Below are 17,066 nucleotides of genomic sequence, written 5' to 3'. Positions count from 1 at the left end.
TTTTTGTTCCGTCATTTATCTCTGTCCGATTAAGTTCTAATTAAAGCTCGCCCTAAATTCTAAAGGTGATAGATTCGTCTTTGTCTTAAACAATTTATTGAATGACTGTACGTGTTCAAAACCTAATTCATATGCGATTTCACTTACGGTTAGTTTTGTGGTAGAAAGTTTTTCTTTCGCTGTTTCAATGAGTTTTTGGTGTATGTGCTGTCTAGTGTTCAATCCTGTAATTGATTTAAGAAGTCCACTTAAATAGTTAGGTGAAACATTCAAAGCTCCAGCTAAATATTTAACAGTTGGCAAGCCTTTGTTTATTAAATCATCACTTTTGAAGTAATCATTGAGCGATTCTTCTAATTGCCCCAAAATCTGATGATTGCTTCTCTTTCGTGTAATAAACTGCCGATTGTAAAATCGTTCAGCATAGTTGAGTAAGGTTTCTATGTGAGAAATAATTATTTTTTGGCTATATCCGTCAATATTGGCATTTATCTCATTATTGATATTTTGAAAAATTGAATCAATGATTTGTTCTTCTTTTTCCGATAAGAACAAGGCCTCACTAATCGCATAATTGAAAAACTCATAGTCTTTGATCATTTTTGATAATGAAGTGTTCAAAATAAAATCTTTGTGTATAAACAAAAGCCATCCACTACGGTTGCTGTTGGTCATTTCGTTTTCAACAACAATATTCAGAACTTGATTTGGTGCAAGAAAGGACATTAATCCTTCATCAAAATCGTACTCCTGTTGGCCATACATCATTTTGACATCCAAGTCTTTTTTCATTGCTATGGAATAGAAATTATGTAACCAATTGACATTGTTGTCTTCGGGTGAATCTGTTATTTGAGAATAATCCACTAAGCTAATAAGTGGGTGCTTGGGTTTCTCCAAGCACCTTAACTTGTGATATTCTGAAATGGTATTTACTTTCTTGATTTGATTTGCCATTGTTCTTTCAACTAAAGTAAATATCTGAAATAGTGTTTTTAAGTTATTTGATAAGTTTCTTTTTGATTTCCGTTACCGTTTGCCCACCAACAGTATAGTTGTCGTCTCCAACAATATCAATAATAATGTGTATAAACTCTTTCGGAACTTGTGTAGCTAATTGAACACTTTTTACAATGTTGTTAATCAATTCATTTTTTGCTTCTTCATTTAATGAAGCAGTTGTAATTTTTATAGAAGGCATAGTTTTTTTTATTTTAAAGATTTGCTCCACCAGAAATTTCAATACGTTGTCCGTTTACCCACTTTGCATCATCGGTACAAAGGAAGGCTACTACACCTCCAATATCGTGAGGAAGTCCAACACGTCCAAGAGCAGTATGTGAAGCAAGCTCTGCATTCATTTCTTTGTTATCTCTTACTGCACCACCCATAATATCGGTTTCAATTGCACCTGGGGCAATAATATTTGAACGAATGCCTCTTTTACCCAACTCTTGTGCTTGATATTTGGTCAATGTTTCCATCGCACCTTTCATAGCTGCGTAAGTTGAAAACCCTGGTGTTGAGAAACGAGCCAATCCTGAAGAAACATTAACAATGCCTCCATTTTCGTTGATTTTTCCAAGTAATTTTTGAGTAAGGAAAAATGGTCCTTTGAAGTGAACATTTAGTAAATCATCAAATTGTTCTACACTTGCATCTGAATAAGGAATGTAATAAATGAAACCGCCATTATTGATAAGGTAGTCTATTTTGTCTGTTCCAAAAGTTGAGTTTAATGAACTTGTTAGTGAGTTGACGAAAGCATCAAAAGTTGATACAAGAGCTACGTCCAACTCTAAAGCAATGGCTTTTTGTCCATTGGCTTCAATTTCTAAAATCACTTCATTGGCAGCTTCTTCATTGGAATGATACGTAATTACTACATCCAATCCTTTTTTTGCAAGGTTGATAGCCATATCTCTGCCGAGTCCTCTGCTACCACCTGTTACTAATGCGATTTTGTTTGACATTTTTTATTGTTTCTAAATTTAAAAATTATTAACAATGCAAATGTCAGTAGTCAATCGCTAGCAGGTTTATCCAAATCTATTGTTGTTTTAGCCGAAACGAGGTTTTATCTTATGCCTAACGCCTACACATTATATTAATTATGATACATTTACTATTCCCAATTCTTCATTAGTCAACTGGAATTTATCAATTTGTTTTCTAATCCGCTTTACTAAACCCCATTTTCTTTTCTGATGCAGATACAAATAGCCTTCTGGGTTTTCATAGGGTGTCCCCTTTACAACCATATTCCAAATGATCACAGCCAGCTTCCTTGCCGCAGCACTCACTGCTGAGACTCTGCCTTTTCTGAAATTGATCCGGTGAAAGAAATCCCCAACTGGTCGTAGCATCCGCTGCAATCCATATATTGCTTGAGCGCCCGCTCAAATTCCTTTCTTTAAGCACGAACTTGTATTCATGAAATACTGCCAGTGAATTGTAGCCTCAGCAGTCCACTTATCTTATTCCGAGCAAATGCTCTTGCAAATAATAGTTCGTAGGACCGCTTCCCTTAACCTACGACCAGTGGGATGATTTTTCATTCTGTTGCTATTTTTATTTATATACTAGTAATATAATCATTATCTAATTAATAAACATTAAAATACTTAACTAAACGACATTGGAGGCGCACCGTGAGCTTATGGCTCACCGCCGTCTACACGATTACCTGCTGTTTTTCCTTTATAATTCTCTAATATGTCTGTGTTTACCCAGTATATATCTTGGTTGCTCGTATAAAAAAGATATTTTCCGTCTGCAGATACAAAAGGGCATAATTCGTGTTCCTCTGTGTTAATTGATGCCCCCATATTTACAGCCTCCGACCAATTTTCTTCTTTATCTTTAAAGCTGATGTACAAATCACCCTTGCCAAGTCCATTTTTACGAATAGAGCAGAATATCATATAGGATTCATCGGGTGCAATAAACACATCGGCTTCGTATCTGTCAGTATTTATAGTTTCAGGCAGTATTTCAGGTTTTAGAAATTGTCCTTTTTTATATTCAGAACGGTAGATGTCAAAGGCATGATGAGGTGCGTTTTTTGATTTGTCTTTTGATGCAAAATATAGCGTGCCATTATCCGCAAAAGAAACATAGTACTCATCAAGTCCACTGTTTATGCGTAGTCCTAAATTTTTAGGGCTAGACCATTCTGCTTTTATACTTTCTCTTTCTATGTACCAAATGTCTATGTCTTCTTTCTTCTTCTTTCCATCAAGCGACCGATTTGATATAAAGTATAATCTTTTTTGGTCGGGTGAAAACATTGGGTCATTGTAGCTGATAGAGTCGGATTCAAAAAGCCTCATTTGAGGTGACCAAACACCATCAATTAAATTGGTAAAATGGATTTCCATAATCCCACTGTTATCTACGCCAAAGTAGAACTCTGTACCATCTTTGGAAAGCGTACAACCAAATTCATATCTGTCAGGTCTTGATATGATATTTGGGGCAAACAATTCGGGTTCATTTAATGGTGCTTTTTGACCAAAATAGGTCATTAAATTGTCGGTTTGCGACCCCACATTTCCAATTATCGAATTAACCAGTTTGTTTGGGTCATAACCTATTCCATTTTTGAGTACCATTTCTATTGCTCGGATAACTTTCGGGTCGTTTTCCAAATTTCCATCAAGGATAACAAGATTTGCTATTTTACCTTTCTCAACTGTACCAATGTCCGTTCGTTCCAAAAGTTTTGCCCCATTGGATGTCATTACCTGTATAGCTTCTTCGGGTTTAAATCCAGCTTCTATGAACAATTCATAATTCTTTTGGTCGCCAAAGCCGGGCATATTGTGAAGACCGGGGTCAAGTCCGGCTACTAAAAGTCCGCCTTGTCTGAAAAATTGAAGTTCGTATGCCATTGATTTTCTTAACCATTCTTTTTTGAAATACCAATCTTCACCTTGTTCTTTCTTACGTATTTTTCGTTGATCGTACGCTTTCCGATGATATGGTGCCATCACATCCAAATCCCTTACATCCGCTTCCACATTTGCTTGAGCTTCAAAAATGGCAAGCGTTGAACCAAGAGCCACTCCATTTTTTATGAATTTTTGTTGAACCCTCTTAACCTCTTCGCTTTCTACGGCAAGGTTTGTCCTAAAATTGGTATTACCAGAGCAAATACCAATTTCTCGTTCTATTGCGTGGTCGTAATTGTGAATAAAGCCGTGTTCTATGGCATCAATTCCCATTTCGGTTGCCTCGGAATAGGTTGTCGCACAAAGATGCCCAGTTACCTTTAGGTTGTTTTTATGTGCTTCGTCAACAATGACTTGTAAGTCTGACGGTCTAGTATTTCGATACACTTTCAACCATTTTACTCCTTTATCTGCCCAATATCGAATGGTATCCCTTACCATCTTTTCATCAGTAAATCTTATGAAATTCGATTTTCCATCAGGTCCTGTGAAATAAGGCCCTGAATTAATGATTTCTGGACCAGGTTGTTCTCCATTGGCAATGGATTTGGCAATTGCCAATTCTTCATATGGATTTCCAGTACCACAAGTTTGAATGGTAGTTACTCCAGATGCCAAATATAATTTTGGCGATGTGGCGAGCATTGCCGAACCCGGGATTCTCATATGATTGTGCATCCCGATGATTCCTGGAATAATAGTTTTTCCAGCTACATTTATTTTATAAAAATCATCTGGTATTTGAACTTTATCAGTATTTTCAATTTCTAAAATTGTTCCATTTTGAATTAGGATAGTTTGTGATTCTCTGACTAGGTTGCCTGTTCCGTCATATACATTAGCATTGAATAGTGCTATTTTTGACGTGTCGAGGGCAACATAGTTTTTGGTGTAGTACGATAAGTTTATTCTTGAATCCTTAAAATATTTTGTTTGTTCCTGCCCACAACTTTGTAGCAAAATAAAAAATATGAGGATTATGATTTTATGTATTCTGATGTTCATTTTGTTAAAATAGCAGGTAACGCCTAGCTATGATGAGTGGGTATTAGAAAGCACTAACCTCTTGTTTCGCACATAGCCACGCCTTGATTTAAATTTAAAATTTGAGGCGGACTTTCCAATCCCCACAAAATATCCTGACCGATAACACCCCATTCATTCACAGCATATGTGGTACGCCTTGAATGGTGAATATAGCTCAAGAAAATGAGTGTTCCAAAGGGTTAGAGTCCCGTAAGCGCCGGGGTCGTGCCCGGGAGCCAAGCAAGTGGCAAGGTTGTCATCGGTGACGATGAAACTGAAGTAAGCCAGACTTCGGTGTTTGTACTGAAGAATATGAACTACATACAGAGGCTATGAGGCCGGATGAGGTAACCACATCTGCCGAAGTCCAGCACTCTTTATAGGGATAGTACCGAAGTAGTAAATGCAGCAGGGATAGACACAAGGATATTCACCTTACCGAGAGGACGGAGTGTAAATAAAATGTCCTGTGGACATTTTTAGTGACGGGCCAGCCTGTCCGGGTACAGAATGGGTGGCAGGGCAGTAGCTCAAAGCCCCATCCTGAGAACTACTATCACCATATCACGACTAAGAAAGGTTATAAAAGCATGCTGGATTATTACCTAAAGCTTCAACCAGAGATTCAATGAACCGCCGTATACCAGACCGGTACGTACGGTGGTGTGAGGCGCGCCGTGAGCTTATGGCTCACGGCCATCTGATTGTACATGTTTTTTTAGTCCCACCAGAAGTAAACTATTCTATGATATTGGATTCCTGATTCCAAACGCCATTTATTTCTTTTAGCTTTTTCCTCGTCTTCTTCAGGTTGTAAATCAGGGCAAAACGCGATTAGTTCGTCCACAAAACCTCCTAATTCAGTCGGAGTTTGCTCTAGCCTTATCATGCACCAATCACTGCCTGCTCCCGCTACGAAAAGTCCATACATTTTATCCCATTCTTGAAATTTGGCAATAAGGTCATCAGGGAAAAGACCATAGTTAGCGCCGTCAGAAGAGTAATATCTTATGATATCGTATTGATCAGAGGTCCTTAAAATGGCAATTGTGTTTGGGGCTTGATTCCCCTTGAAAGATGAAAAATAGACTTGATAGCCTTTAGGTGTAAGTATTGATTTAAGTTCCTCCAAAGCATTATTAGATTTAAATGGATGAACTTGAAATTCTATTCCTTCAATATTTAGGTTAGGAAATAGATCTTGTTTTATAATCTTCTGTGTCTTAGAGATTTCACTGAATTTGTACTTGCTTATTAGTTGTTCTATGTTACTCTCTAATAAATCTAAATTTTTTAGTAGGTCAGTTTCTGTAGAGGTATATTCCATGCTTTTAAAAGTATTATGCCCAACATAGTAATATATGCAATTGCATATATTCGCAATATATCTTTTCCCTAATCTAGCAAATTTTTAATATTTTTTATGCTTTTCAAGGCTACGTGAGTATAAATCTCGGTGGTACGAGAAGAAGAATGACCTAATAACGTTTGAATATATCGTAAATCCACCCCTTCCTCTAGCAGGTGGGTGGCAAAACTATGTCTGAGTATATGAGGTGTGACTTTTTTGTTAAGCTTAGCCCATACCGCTGCTCTGTGCACAATACTCCTAACGCTTGAAGCGCTATACTTCATCCCCGGAGCTACTTCAAAAATATATTTTTCTGGCTTAAATGGCCTGAAATAATTCCTTACTGTAAAAGTGCTCATCAGTACAAAATATCACAATCAGAAGAATCACCATTCTACAGAAAAATTGATAAGCAACTGAAGCTGAACAGAAAACTGTTAAAATCTTATAATAGGGCTGGAAAATCAATCATAAGAGAAAGCGCGCTACTTGCTGAAAGCTTTAATCCCAAGATTTGCACACATTATTATTGGAGAGCGCAAAATAAAAATCTCTACTTTTTCTGTTATGAATATGGTTTTATGAAAAAAGATGAAAACGGGAAAAATAAATACATTTTAATACAATGGCAGGACTATATGTAGTAGGTGTTTTTACATAGGTTAAAGAATGAACATTTTCTCATGACCAGTTCATTATATCGATACCAGTATTATGTAAGTACCTTAAATAAGGTATAGGCTGTATCAACCATGATTTTTATATTTTGACACAGCCTGTACTTTCATTTCGTTTATTTATTTTATTTCTTTCAAGCCGTTGGCTACTCCTACATATGCGGGCTTGCGCACTAACTGTTGTGTCCACAAGCTTTGGCTTTCACCAGGAAGCCATGAGGCGTCTTCTGCGCTATCTGTAATGCCCCAAACTGTAATGCCATAGCGCTGGTTTGCTTGTATATGTTGATTATACATGTCTACCACATAATTATACATATCTGCCTGCTGTTGTAGTAGCTCCCACGAGGGGTTTGGAGTGCCCAGCCTTATGTCTAGCTCAGAGACTTTAATCATTTTACCAGTACCGGCCAGTAGTTTAAACATTTCAGCAATATTAGTTTTATCTGTATCTAGGCTTATATGCATTTGGGTACCAATGCCATCTACTTTAACTCCCTGTTTTTCAATATATTTCACATATTCAATTAACCCCTTACACTTGTCAAGGTTATACTCTAAGTTGTAATCATTAATAAAAAGAAGGTCGCTGTCATTACCATATTTACGAGCTAGAGTAAAAGCTTCTACTGCATAATCTTTACCCAGATAATCTTGCCAATAGAAATGATCAGCGGGTAGCTCCTTCCCTATTCCTGATTTTAGTTCATACGGATTACCATCATCCATAGGCTCATTTACCACATCCCAAGCGTGGGTATTACTTTTAGAGGCTGTCATGATACCTTCTATCCAGTTGTTGAGCTGCTGGCTAAGAATTTCTTTTTTCTCTTCTGGTGTTTTTTCTACAGTGGTAGTGTTACCACCGTTAGATGTGGCTGGCTTTAAAACGAAGTCATCAAAATAGACTGTTCCATCAAACTCACCATAGCTAATTATAAGTCGCTCTCTTGTGTCTGAAGTAGCGATAGTTTCCAGCTCCACCTTCTTCCATTCTGTAGATACTTGCACTTGTCCAAAGCTGTTGGAGCTGTAGTCAGAACTTTGTATTTCAGGCCTAACAGTACCTGATACTTCTCCTTTTACCCAAAAGCTCAATTTGTAGCTCTGCCCGTTGGTTAAGTTTTCATCAAATGGATAAGAGGTTTGAACATCCCAATAATTAGAGGATAATGCAGAGGTGGTTACGTAAAATGCCCGACCTGCTCCACCTACACCTTGTCCTGTGGCGGTAAAACCGGTTTCCTTCAAATTGCTGCCCCAACCGCCCCAAGCATTTCCGGCTTCAAAGTCGCCGTTGGCAATTAAATTAGATATTTCTGCCTCTCCTTGGGTATCATATACATATAAATTATTGATATCAATATAATAGGTAACATCAGGTTGGTAGCCCAAATCAAACTTAACATGGAAGGTGCTTCCGTTGAAATCATTCACTTTAAACTTTATTCGTTGCCAGGAGATATTTGTGGTAAAGGACTCACTGATTACGCCATTTTCTTTCCAGTCTATTTGTGGTTTATTGTTGGACAACCCGTCAAATGAGATGCGTCCCTCTCCCTCTTTATCGGATTTTATATACATGATTACTTCATAGGTGTGTCCTTCCTCCACCACAATTTCCGGTGAAACGAGCTGCAAGTCTTCAGCCGCTGAAGCACTTGCATTGGCCTGTAGGCTAATGGCTTTTGTGTCTGATCCCATACCCATGCCTTCTAAAACCTCCACTCCTTGCCCTGAGTTGGTAATTTGCCAGCCATCAAAGCTGCCGCTATACAGTCCGGAAATATCTAAAGCATTTGGAAAAGATGGCGCTGTAACTATCAGTGGCGAGATAAGGGTATTTAAATATCCTGCGTTTTGGTTAGCATGCCAACAAAGGGTATGTCCATATATAGAAAGGTTATTGGCTGAGGATAATTCTACCAGTTTTTTTACATTCGTCATATCCATGCGGCCATCATCTTGCACTATCGCTCCATGCTTCATACCATAGCCAATAGTAATTTCATCAAAATTATTATTCACTAAGCGGTATATTACTCCCTGATCATTATATTCTGCTAAGGTTATGCCTGCGCCCAGCTTAAAACTGGCATTGCCTTCTTTGTTTACATAGTCTTTTAAAGGTTCATAGGCATCGATCTCTTCTTGCTGGGCTATGCTTGCAGGTTTATCTACCTCAAACTCCAGTGGATCACTATCTGCACAGGCTACGCAAGCAGATAAAAGTGAGACATATATGATATTTTTATATTTCAACTTCATTGCGATCTGTTGTGTGGTTAAATTATTGAATTACAGGTGTATATGTTTCAAAAGTCACCCCTCTATCTCTGAGTACTAAGGTGTCAGTACTTGTCACCTGCATATCATTGAAGTCTATTTCATAATTCAGGTAAAGCGCATCTCTATCTTTCTCACCCCAACTGTTTTTCTCGCCATCTTTTACAAACTTACCCTTGCCTGAAGCTGAAAAGGTAGAGGAATTAGTACTTACGTTGCAGTTGCCCTCTTCATCAAAAGATAAGAGCAAATCAATATTTACATTCTCGCCCAGATTGTTTTTGAAAGTTAGTGGTAATCGCGTCTGGTTAAGAGTGGTGGTGGTGAGCTTCTTTACTTCATCATACTCCACATATTCTTTATGTCTTATTACCGTCTCTGTTTCTTCATTATCTCTAGCTATTATATCCTTGCCCCTTCTTAGGTAGAATCCATGCCAAGGGTTAACATATTTTACCGCATATAAAATATAATCTTTAGGCTGCACGCTCCAATCAGTAGCCACTGTTCGCTCTGGTTTTTCTACTATTGATACCCCAGACAAAATAGTGTCTGCCTGCAGCACGTTGGTCATTACTATCGGTATCACATAATTATTGGTAAGCGCCTTAGGATCAGCGAAAAATGCATCAGTAAGCTGCACCTCCACCCCACCTGTAAGTTGGCCTTTAGGTATAATGATATGATCAGCAGCTAGCTCATAGTAAGCGGCTGGCATGGGGATCACTTCATCACCATCTTCCACAAATAAAAGGTTGTTGCACAGAGAATTATCTACTTCTATATCTATAGTTACCTCACTGTTATTGTCATAAACCCCACCCGTAGTAGCCATGATCTTACACTTATGTTCATTATCCAGAGAGGTGTCGAAAATATCTTCGCCCAAGGTGATGGTTCTCACCGGGTATTGGTAGGCAAAGTATATGCTTTGATAATCATAATCAGGAAATTCCCATTCATCATTATCACAAGAAGACGCACCGGCCAAGAGCACGAGAAGGAATATTTTTATTAAGTTATTTTTCATCATTTCTGTATTTAAATCAGATAACATCATCAATTACCATCCACTGTTTTGCTTTAGAGCATCAAATTTTAGAATTTCACTATAGGGCACTGGTCCATAGTGCATATAGTCCTGATATACACGGTCTTCCACTTCAATCAATTTATGATTTCCCTGCTCTATTCTCACCCCGTCAGCGGTTTCAGAGAGGTTGAGGTTCCAGCGTCTTAAATCCCAGAATCTAAAGCCCTCGAAGCAAAGCTCCAGTCGTCTTTCATTACGGATAAGTTCTCGCATGGCGCCCTGATCTCCTTTGATGGATTCCAGGTAATTATCGGGGTCACTGATGCCGGCCCTTTGTCTAATGGCGGCAATTACATCATAGGCAGAGAAGCCATAGTCACCCGCACCCATAGGCCCCCAAGCCTCATTGGCGGCCTCTGCATAAGCCAGGTAAATCTCTGTATATCTTATTCTGGCTTTGTAATGTTTTTGCGTATTGGTAGTGGTAGGGTTAAGGTTTACATCTTGCCGAAGCAGTTTGCGCAAATAATAGCCAGTTCTGGTAGAGGTCTCCACCCTGTTAAGAGCGTCATTAGTATTTCCATCTGCAGCAGTGGTAATGGTAGTACTCCCAGGTCCGGCAGTGCTACCGTTCACCAAAACATATTGTGTTAATCTGGGATCTCTGCCAGCGTAAGGATCAGAGGCATTATACCCACTGGAAGCATTGTTAATAGGATATCCGTTAGCCATAGGAAAAGCATTTACCAGATTTTGAGTGGGGTTTAGCCTGCCATTGCCATAGAGTGTAGGAGGAAAATGCTCTTGTTCTAAATCGTTATTCTCTGCTACGTCGCTCCGCCATAGTATTTCCGGAGGATTAACTCCTGAAGCAAGGTCATTAATTTGGTCGGTATTAGTATACCATGTATGGCCGTTAGGGGCTATTCCTCCCACTCCGTTGTTCAAAGCGAGCACTTCACCGGCATAGTTAGCCGCTTCTCTCCAGGTAGTGCTGTTGCCAGCGCTATAGGCAGGGCTTGCTGCCAGCAAGGCAGCCTGCGCCCTAATGGCTTTGGCTATACGTCCTGTCATACGTAGGCGTGCATACTCTCCGAAAACACGGTTATAATTATCCAAATTGCCATATTGAGAGGGAATGTCTGCGATATCTTTTACCTCTTCATAATCTAAAGGCAGTAATTCTTCTGCTTTGTTCAGATCGCTGTAGATCTGCTGCATACAAGCTTCAAAACTGTTTCTGTTCTTGTTGAAATCAGAGTAAGGTGTCTCCGCTTCCAAGATGATGGGGACGCCCAATAATTCACCATTGGTGGCCCAACCGGCGTGTGACTGCAGCAAGTAATACATAAACATGGCTCTTAGTCCGTAGGCTTCTCCCTTGAGGCGGTTTTTAAACATTTCACTCACCTCTTCATTTTCGGCCCAAGCCACCTTATCAGCCTCTCCCAGAAAAATATTCATATACTGAATGCCCGCTTTGGCATTAGCCCATTGGCTAAGAGGATCAAAGTTAGCAGCCCATTGGCCCGTGGCCACTCTTCTATAGTCACTGGAAACATCATTGCTCACGGCATCATCCGTAGCTACATCATTAAATGACCAAGAATTGGTAGGAATTCTTGTATAGCCATTGAGCAATATGCCTTGTGCATATTCAGATTCTGCATACATATCGGTTAAGTCCCGATTGTTTTGTATGGCAGGTTCAAACATGTCGTCACAGCTAAAAAAAACGAACATGATCAATATATAGGTTAGTAGTTGCTTATTCATATCGTAGTTTTTTTAGAATGAGGCTTTAATACCTAAATTGTAAAAACGATTCTGCGGTGCTTCCCCGATATTCATTTCTAAAATCTCACGCTCAGGCGCTATGGTAAGCAGGTTAGCCCCGCTTACATAAATTGTTAATTCTCGGAACGTAGATTTACCAAAAATGGTAGTTGGTAGTGCGTATGACAGCTGCACCTTGGCGAGGTCAAATCGGTTGGTGCTGTAAAGCCAGAAATCAGAAGGCCTAAAATTATTCTCACTATTGGCGGTGGTTAGCCTGGGAAAAGTAGCGCTGTCTTTGGTGTCTTCTGTCCATCGGCCTCGTACTATTTCAGAATACTTGTCATCTCCATCTACCCAGAAATAGGAGTTGTTTTTCATGGCTTTGGCGCCGAATCTTCCTGTGCCTAAAGCAAAAAGGGTAAGGTTTTTCCAGCGGGCAGAGATATGAAGGCCCAGGTTAAAGGGTGAACCGGACCACCCGGCCTTACCCAGGTAAACTTCATCTTTGGCATCAATGAGGCCATCTCCGTTTTGATCTACGTATTTGATATCTCCAGGCGAAACCTGCCCAAAAATAGACTCAGGAGAATTAGCTATATCTTGATCATCAGTATAAAAACCGTTGCTTTCCAAACCAAAGATGGCATCTAAAGGTTTACCCTCTCTGTTTTGATAATCATCTTCATATAATTCGGCTCGTTTGGTGGCTTTGCTGTTATAATACATGCCAGCCACTCCAAATGTAAGGTACACCTGGTCTATATTTTGGTTTACCTGTAGGTTGAAATCAAAGCCCACTCTTCTGTCATCGTTATAATTAACATAGGGCAAGAATGAGGAGTTTGGCCAACTATTGACGAAGTAATTAGGATTGAAAGCCGCAGGTTGAATAACATTGCCTGTGATCTCACTCACAAAAAAGGTTCCGTTAAACTGGATCAGGTTTTTAAATAAAGACATCTCTAGACCTAAATTAACCTCCTCTCTTCTGGCAAAAGTGAGATCAGGATTTTCATACCTTCTTGAGTCCGTAGAACGATTAAGGGCTCCGTCTCTCCAACTGTACCAGTTACCATCTGCCTGGGTATATAAAGTACTGTACAGGTAGTATCCATCAATATCCAGATCTGTATGAAGAATACCTCCTGAAACAGAGAGCTTTAAATGATCAATGAAATCAACGTCATCCATAAAGTCTTCTTCACTGATGAGCCAGCCTAAAGTAGCTGCAGGAGAGAAAGCCTTTCTTTTACCTTCTGGTAGTTTGGCTGAATGGATGAGGGCTCCATTGAAATCAATAAAATACTTCTTTCTAAAATCGTACCCCAAGTGCAGGCCCAGATTTACATTGCTGGTTTTATGATATTGCTCAGATTCCGTCTGTTGAAAACCAGCTGCAATAAGATTGGCAGAAACATTATGCGAGCCTTCAATACTTTTTAGGTAGTTAAACTGACCGGAGAAGGCTATGGTTTGGCTATACCAGCTATCACTAATGTTTTGCACACCTGATTTTGAGTCATCTCCATGTTTAATCAATCTGGAGATTTGATCATAGCCAGCATAATCATTCCAAACCGGTTCATATACTGCATAGTTATAGTTATATGACTGATTATAAGAGGTTTGGTAGTCTACTCCAAAGTTGGTGTCGAAGCTAAGACCTTCTAAGAGATTGCGTAGATCAGTTTTGACATAAGTGTTAAACTGAAACTGTCTGCTGTTATACTTATTGTACCCTGCAGCGTAGGTGCCAGCAAAGGCATTGGTTTGATCTAATTGAGATCCGCCGAGTAAATACTTGCCATCTATAACATGGTTGCTATTGGCCACCTGTTGCAAAGTGATCTCATCAGTAGTTTCTATCATGCTGATGGGGATGAGTGGGGCAAAACGATTGGGCCTCATAGTGGCTGCGCTGCTCCAGTAATCAGCATTAGCCGATCTGCCGTTATAGTAAATAGCCGATGCACCTATACCGCAGGTAATGTAGTCACTAAGGTTGATGTCTACATTAGCCCTTAGATTAAACCTTTGCGTTTGATTATCAGTGGCTTCTCCGAAATTAAGTAATGAACCGGCGGTCCAGAAGCCTACATTCGTGTAATAACGGGCTAGGTCATTACCTCCAGAAATCTCCAACGTAGCATCATGTCGGTTATAGCTTTTCTTTACATATTCAGGAGCAAAATAATCGACATCAGGATAGCGGTATGGGTTTTCGCCAGAGGCATGATGGTAGATATCTTCTTCGCTATAAAGTGGTTCCAGTCCATCGTTAACTCTGGCTTCGTTGTATAGTGTCATGTATTCGGCTGAGCCCAAATATTTAGGGTAGCTTTTAGGAGTGTAAATCCCGGTATTAGCTCTTACTCTTACCTGCTGTTTCTGAACCTTGCCATGCTTGGTGGTAATAGAAACCACCCCCTTGGCACCACGACTACCATATAAAGCTACTGCAGCAACACCTTTTAAAATGGTAATTTGGTCTATTTCTGTAGGCATGATGCTGCCAATGTCTCTTGGCACACCGTCTATAAGAATAAGGTTATCATCCATACCCCAAATATTGTCACTGGTGTATCCACCAGCGAAAGCTTCAATACCATCTAAGGGGGCGGTCATGTAATTTTCCTGCATAATGGAAGAGAGGTCTACTACAGATACACCTCCAGACAGTTCATCGTCATCAACATTTCTATAGGCGATTTGAACGGGTTTTGCATTAAGATCTAATTCCATGGTGATTTCCTGCATGCTAGCCGAAGCGATGATGGTCTGGGTTTTAAAACCAAAGGCCTTAATGGTGATCTCACTACCAGTGGAAGCCGGTAAGCTAAATGAGCCCTGACTATCAGTGAGCGTTTGCGTACTATCAGTGGCACTAGCTATAACGGCACCCGGAACAGCTTCACCATCAGCACCTTCTACCCTGCCTTTTACAGTGAATTTTTCAGTATTCTGGGCCAAAAGTATCATGGGGAAAATCATGAGCAGCACAGCGATACCTATCTTTATATTTATTTTTGTCATTGTTTTTGCGTTTATCATTGTACTGTTTACCACCCTGGGTTTTGAGGAAACTCGGGATACAGGTTGACGTCAGAATTTTTCAGCGGCAGCCAGTAATGTTTGCTACTGAAATGTCTTTCTAAAATCACCTCTTCTCTAATATTTACCACTCGGTTGAGAGAGGGATCTTCAGTATTGAGATCATCAGCTCTATCGAATTCAATAGATGTTTTAAGTGTATAAGGCTTTTCGATTAATAATAGCCACCTTCTCAAATCGTTGAAGCGATGCCTTTCAAAAGCCAGCTCTACTGCTCGTTCCCTTCGCACCTCGCCCATAAAATCATCTAGAGATCCAAGGAATTTGGCCGCAACATGGCCGACCCCAGCCCTATCTCGCACCACGTTGATAGCGTCTGCGGCAGTACGTGAATACCCCGGAGACTGCCCCGCCGAAGAACCATAACCTTGTGCTGCGGCTTCGGCATACATCAGGTAAACGTCAGACAGGCGCATCCACGGCAAGTGAATGTTCAGGTTGTTACCCCAGCCATAGCCATCATCATATTTATTGGCAGTAATAGGAATAAACTTGTAGAGTAAATAACCTGTACGGCTTCCTGTGCCAATGTTTCTGTAGCTTCCGCCAGAGTAAAGGTTAGCATAACGATCTTGTGCTACATCATCAGGCATAGAGCCTTTTACACATTTCACACCATCGAATACTATGTCGTTATAAAACCTTGGGTCTCTATTTTTCCATGGGTACTCTGGGTCGTAGCCAGATTCTGCATCTGCCTGGGTGATATCTTTTATGGGTAAGCCATTGGCCATGCCGTAATAATCGACATAGTTGGCAGTAGGTAAAAATTTCACATCGCCATCGGCTAGTACAGGTGCAGGCTGGTATTGCTTACTTGTGCCCCAGTTAGAGCCATTGGCACCGTAGTACGGGCCTCTGAATATCGCTTCAGTTCCTCCAGGTATTTGCCAATTCTGACCAGTGGTGTAGAAGTTTTCATGATAATCTTCAAAAGGTAAAAGCGAGTAACGTGCTTCACCGCTCTCACATAGCTGAAGTAGCTCCGCAAATGCATCCGCCGCTCTTTTACAGAAATCGGCATTATAAGTAGGGCTGCCTGTAGATTCTTCATTCATGAGCGGGCTGCCAGCCCATAACAGATTCTTACCCAGATAACCCAGCGCCATGATTTTATTTATTCTCAGGTCATTCTTACCGAGTGTACTCTTACCCACAACGGTGAGGTCCCAATCAGTAGGAAGCAGGTCTGCGGCTTCTCTAAAGTCCTGTGCGGCCTTTTCTGCACAGGCCTGATAGCTGAGCCTTTCCATGGCCATGCTCTCTCCTGAGCTGGGGATTACCATATCTATATAGGGTAAACCTCCAAAATACTGCATGAATTGAAAGTGAAACCATCCTCTAAAAAACAAAAGCTGACCTTTTATCAGGTTCTTTTCCTCTGGAGTGGCATCAATTAGTTTTTCCATGTTTTCCAAACCCAGATTAGCTTTTCTTATGCCATACCAGCCCAGGGTCCATAGGTCTTTGTGAAAGCGATCATCATCTGTAGCGGCATCCGGTTGATTCATCCACCCTGCGTCCCAGCCATCAAACTCATTCTGCCAGCCCCAGAAGTTACCATCGTCTATTTTGCATACAAAATGAAAATTGCGTGCGGTAGATTGGATCTCATCGTCACCCCAATTCCAAGAGTTAGTCCAGTAGGCATTAGTAAAATCAGGAATGCAATGGTATAGCTCTTCAGTATAGCCTTGAAAGTTTCTGAAATTCTTAAAAGCCTCATCTTCAGAGATAATGCTCTCATCAGTTTTATCTAAATAATCTTCGCATGCCGTAATGATGAAAAGTGAGCATAAAACAATACTGCATTTTTGTATAGTTGCTATAAGTTTATTCATGATTAATCA

The 17,066-nt window shown here is 40.1% G+C and carries 12 protein-coding genes; all 12 read right to left on the bottom strand.

The window, feature by feature from the left end; genetic code table 11:
- Nucleotides 1–36 precede the first annotated feature (36 nt).
- Nucleotides 37–957, bottom strand: a complete 921-nt coding sequence (locus tag JL102_RS13915) for a helix-turn-helix domain-containing protein (protein WP_202245024.1) — start codon at nucleotides 955–957, stop codon at nucleotides 37–39.
- Between the two features lie 43 nt (nucleotides 958–1,000).
- Nucleotides 1,001–1,201, bottom strand: coding sequence for a tautomerase family protein (locus JL102_RS13910; protein WP_202245023.1), 201 nt, complete (start codon nucleotides 1,199–1,201; stop codon nucleotides 1,001–1,003).
- A gap of 13 nt (nucleotides 1,202–1,214) precedes the next feature.
- Complete coding sequence (locus JL102_RS13905; RefSeq protein WP_202245022.1) at nucleotides 1,215–1,973, bottom strand: SDR family NAD(P)-dependent oxidoreductase; 759 nt, start codon at nucleotides 1,971–1,973, stop codon at nucleotides 1,215–1,217.
- A gap of 138 nt (nucleotides 1,974–2,111) precedes the next feature.
- A complete protein-coding gene (locus JL102_RS13900) occupies nucleotides 2,112–2,366 on the bottom strand; it encodes a hypothetical protein (RefSeq protein ID WP_202245021.1) in 255 nt (84 codons plus the stop codon).
- Between the two features lie 291 nt (nucleotides 2,367–2,657).
- Nucleotides 2,658–4,958, bottom strand: coding sequence for an amidohydrolase family protein (locus tag JL102_RS13895; RefSeq protein ID WP_202245020.1), 2,301 nt, complete (start codon nucleotides 4,956–4,958; stop codon nucleotides 2,658–2,660).
- A gap of 739 nt (nucleotides 4,959–5,697) precedes the next feature.
- Nucleotides 5,698–6,306 (bottom strand): DUF4253 domain-containing protein, encoded by a 609-nt coding sequence (locus JL102_RS13890; RefSeq protein WP_202245019.1) that lies wholly within the window; start codon nucleotides 6,304–6,306, stop codon nucleotides 5,698–5,700.
- Nucleotides 6,307–6,374: 68 nt separating this feature from the next.
- Entirely contained in the window at nucleotides 6,375–6,689 is a 315-nt protein-coding gene (locus tag JL102_RS13885) for a tyrosine-type recombinase/integrase (protein WP_202245018.1), read from the bottom strand.
- Nucleotides 6,690–7,127: 438 nt separating this feature from the next.
- Nucleotides 7,128–9,275, bottom strand: coding sequence for an endo-1,4-beta-xylanase (locus JL102_RS13880; RefSeq protein ID WP_202245017.1), 2,148 nt, complete (start codon nucleotides 9,273–9,275; stop codon nucleotides 7,128–7,130).
- A 22-nt stretch (nucleotides 9,276–9,297) separates the two neighbouring features.
- Nucleotides 9,298–10,326 carry a DUF5627 domain-containing protein gene (locus JL102_RS13875; protein WP_317191641.1) on the bottom strand — a complete coding sequence of 343 codons (1,029 nt, stop codon included), beginning with the start codon at nucleotides 10,324–10,326 and terminating at the stop codon, nucleotides 9,298–9,300.
- A 30-nt stretch (nucleotides 10,327–10,356) separates the two neighbouring features.
- Entirely contained in the window at nucleotides 10,357–12,102 is a 1,746-nt protein-coding gene (locus JL102_RS13870) for a RagB/SusD family nutrient uptake outer membrane protein (RefSeq protein WP_202245016.1), read from the bottom strand.
- A 12-nt stretch (nucleotides 12,103–12,114) separates the two neighbouring features.
- Complete coding sequence (locus JL102_RS13865; RefSeq protein WP_202245015.1) at nucleotides 12,115–15,138, bottom strand: SusC/RagA family TonB-linked outer membrane protein; 3,024 nt, start codon at nucleotides 15,136–15,138, stop codon at nucleotides 12,115–12,117.
- 26 nt (nucleotides 15,139–15,164) lie between these two features.
- Entirely contained in the window at nucleotides 15,165–17,057 is a 1,893-nt protein-coding gene (locus JL102_RS13860) for a RagB/SusD family nutrient uptake outer membrane protein (protein WP_202245014.1), read from the bottom strand.
- Nucleotides 17,058–17,066: the final 9 nt, after the last annotated feature.

It is taken from the genome of Fulvivirga sediminis (assembly GCF_016757215.1).
Taxonomy (GTDB): domain Bacteria; phylum Bacteroidota; class Bacteroidia; order Cytophagales; family Cyclobacteriaceae; genus Fulvivirga; species Fulvivirga sediminis.
Note: the sequence above shows the minus strand (reverse complement) of the source record. Positions and strands in the feature narration are given on the sequence as shown.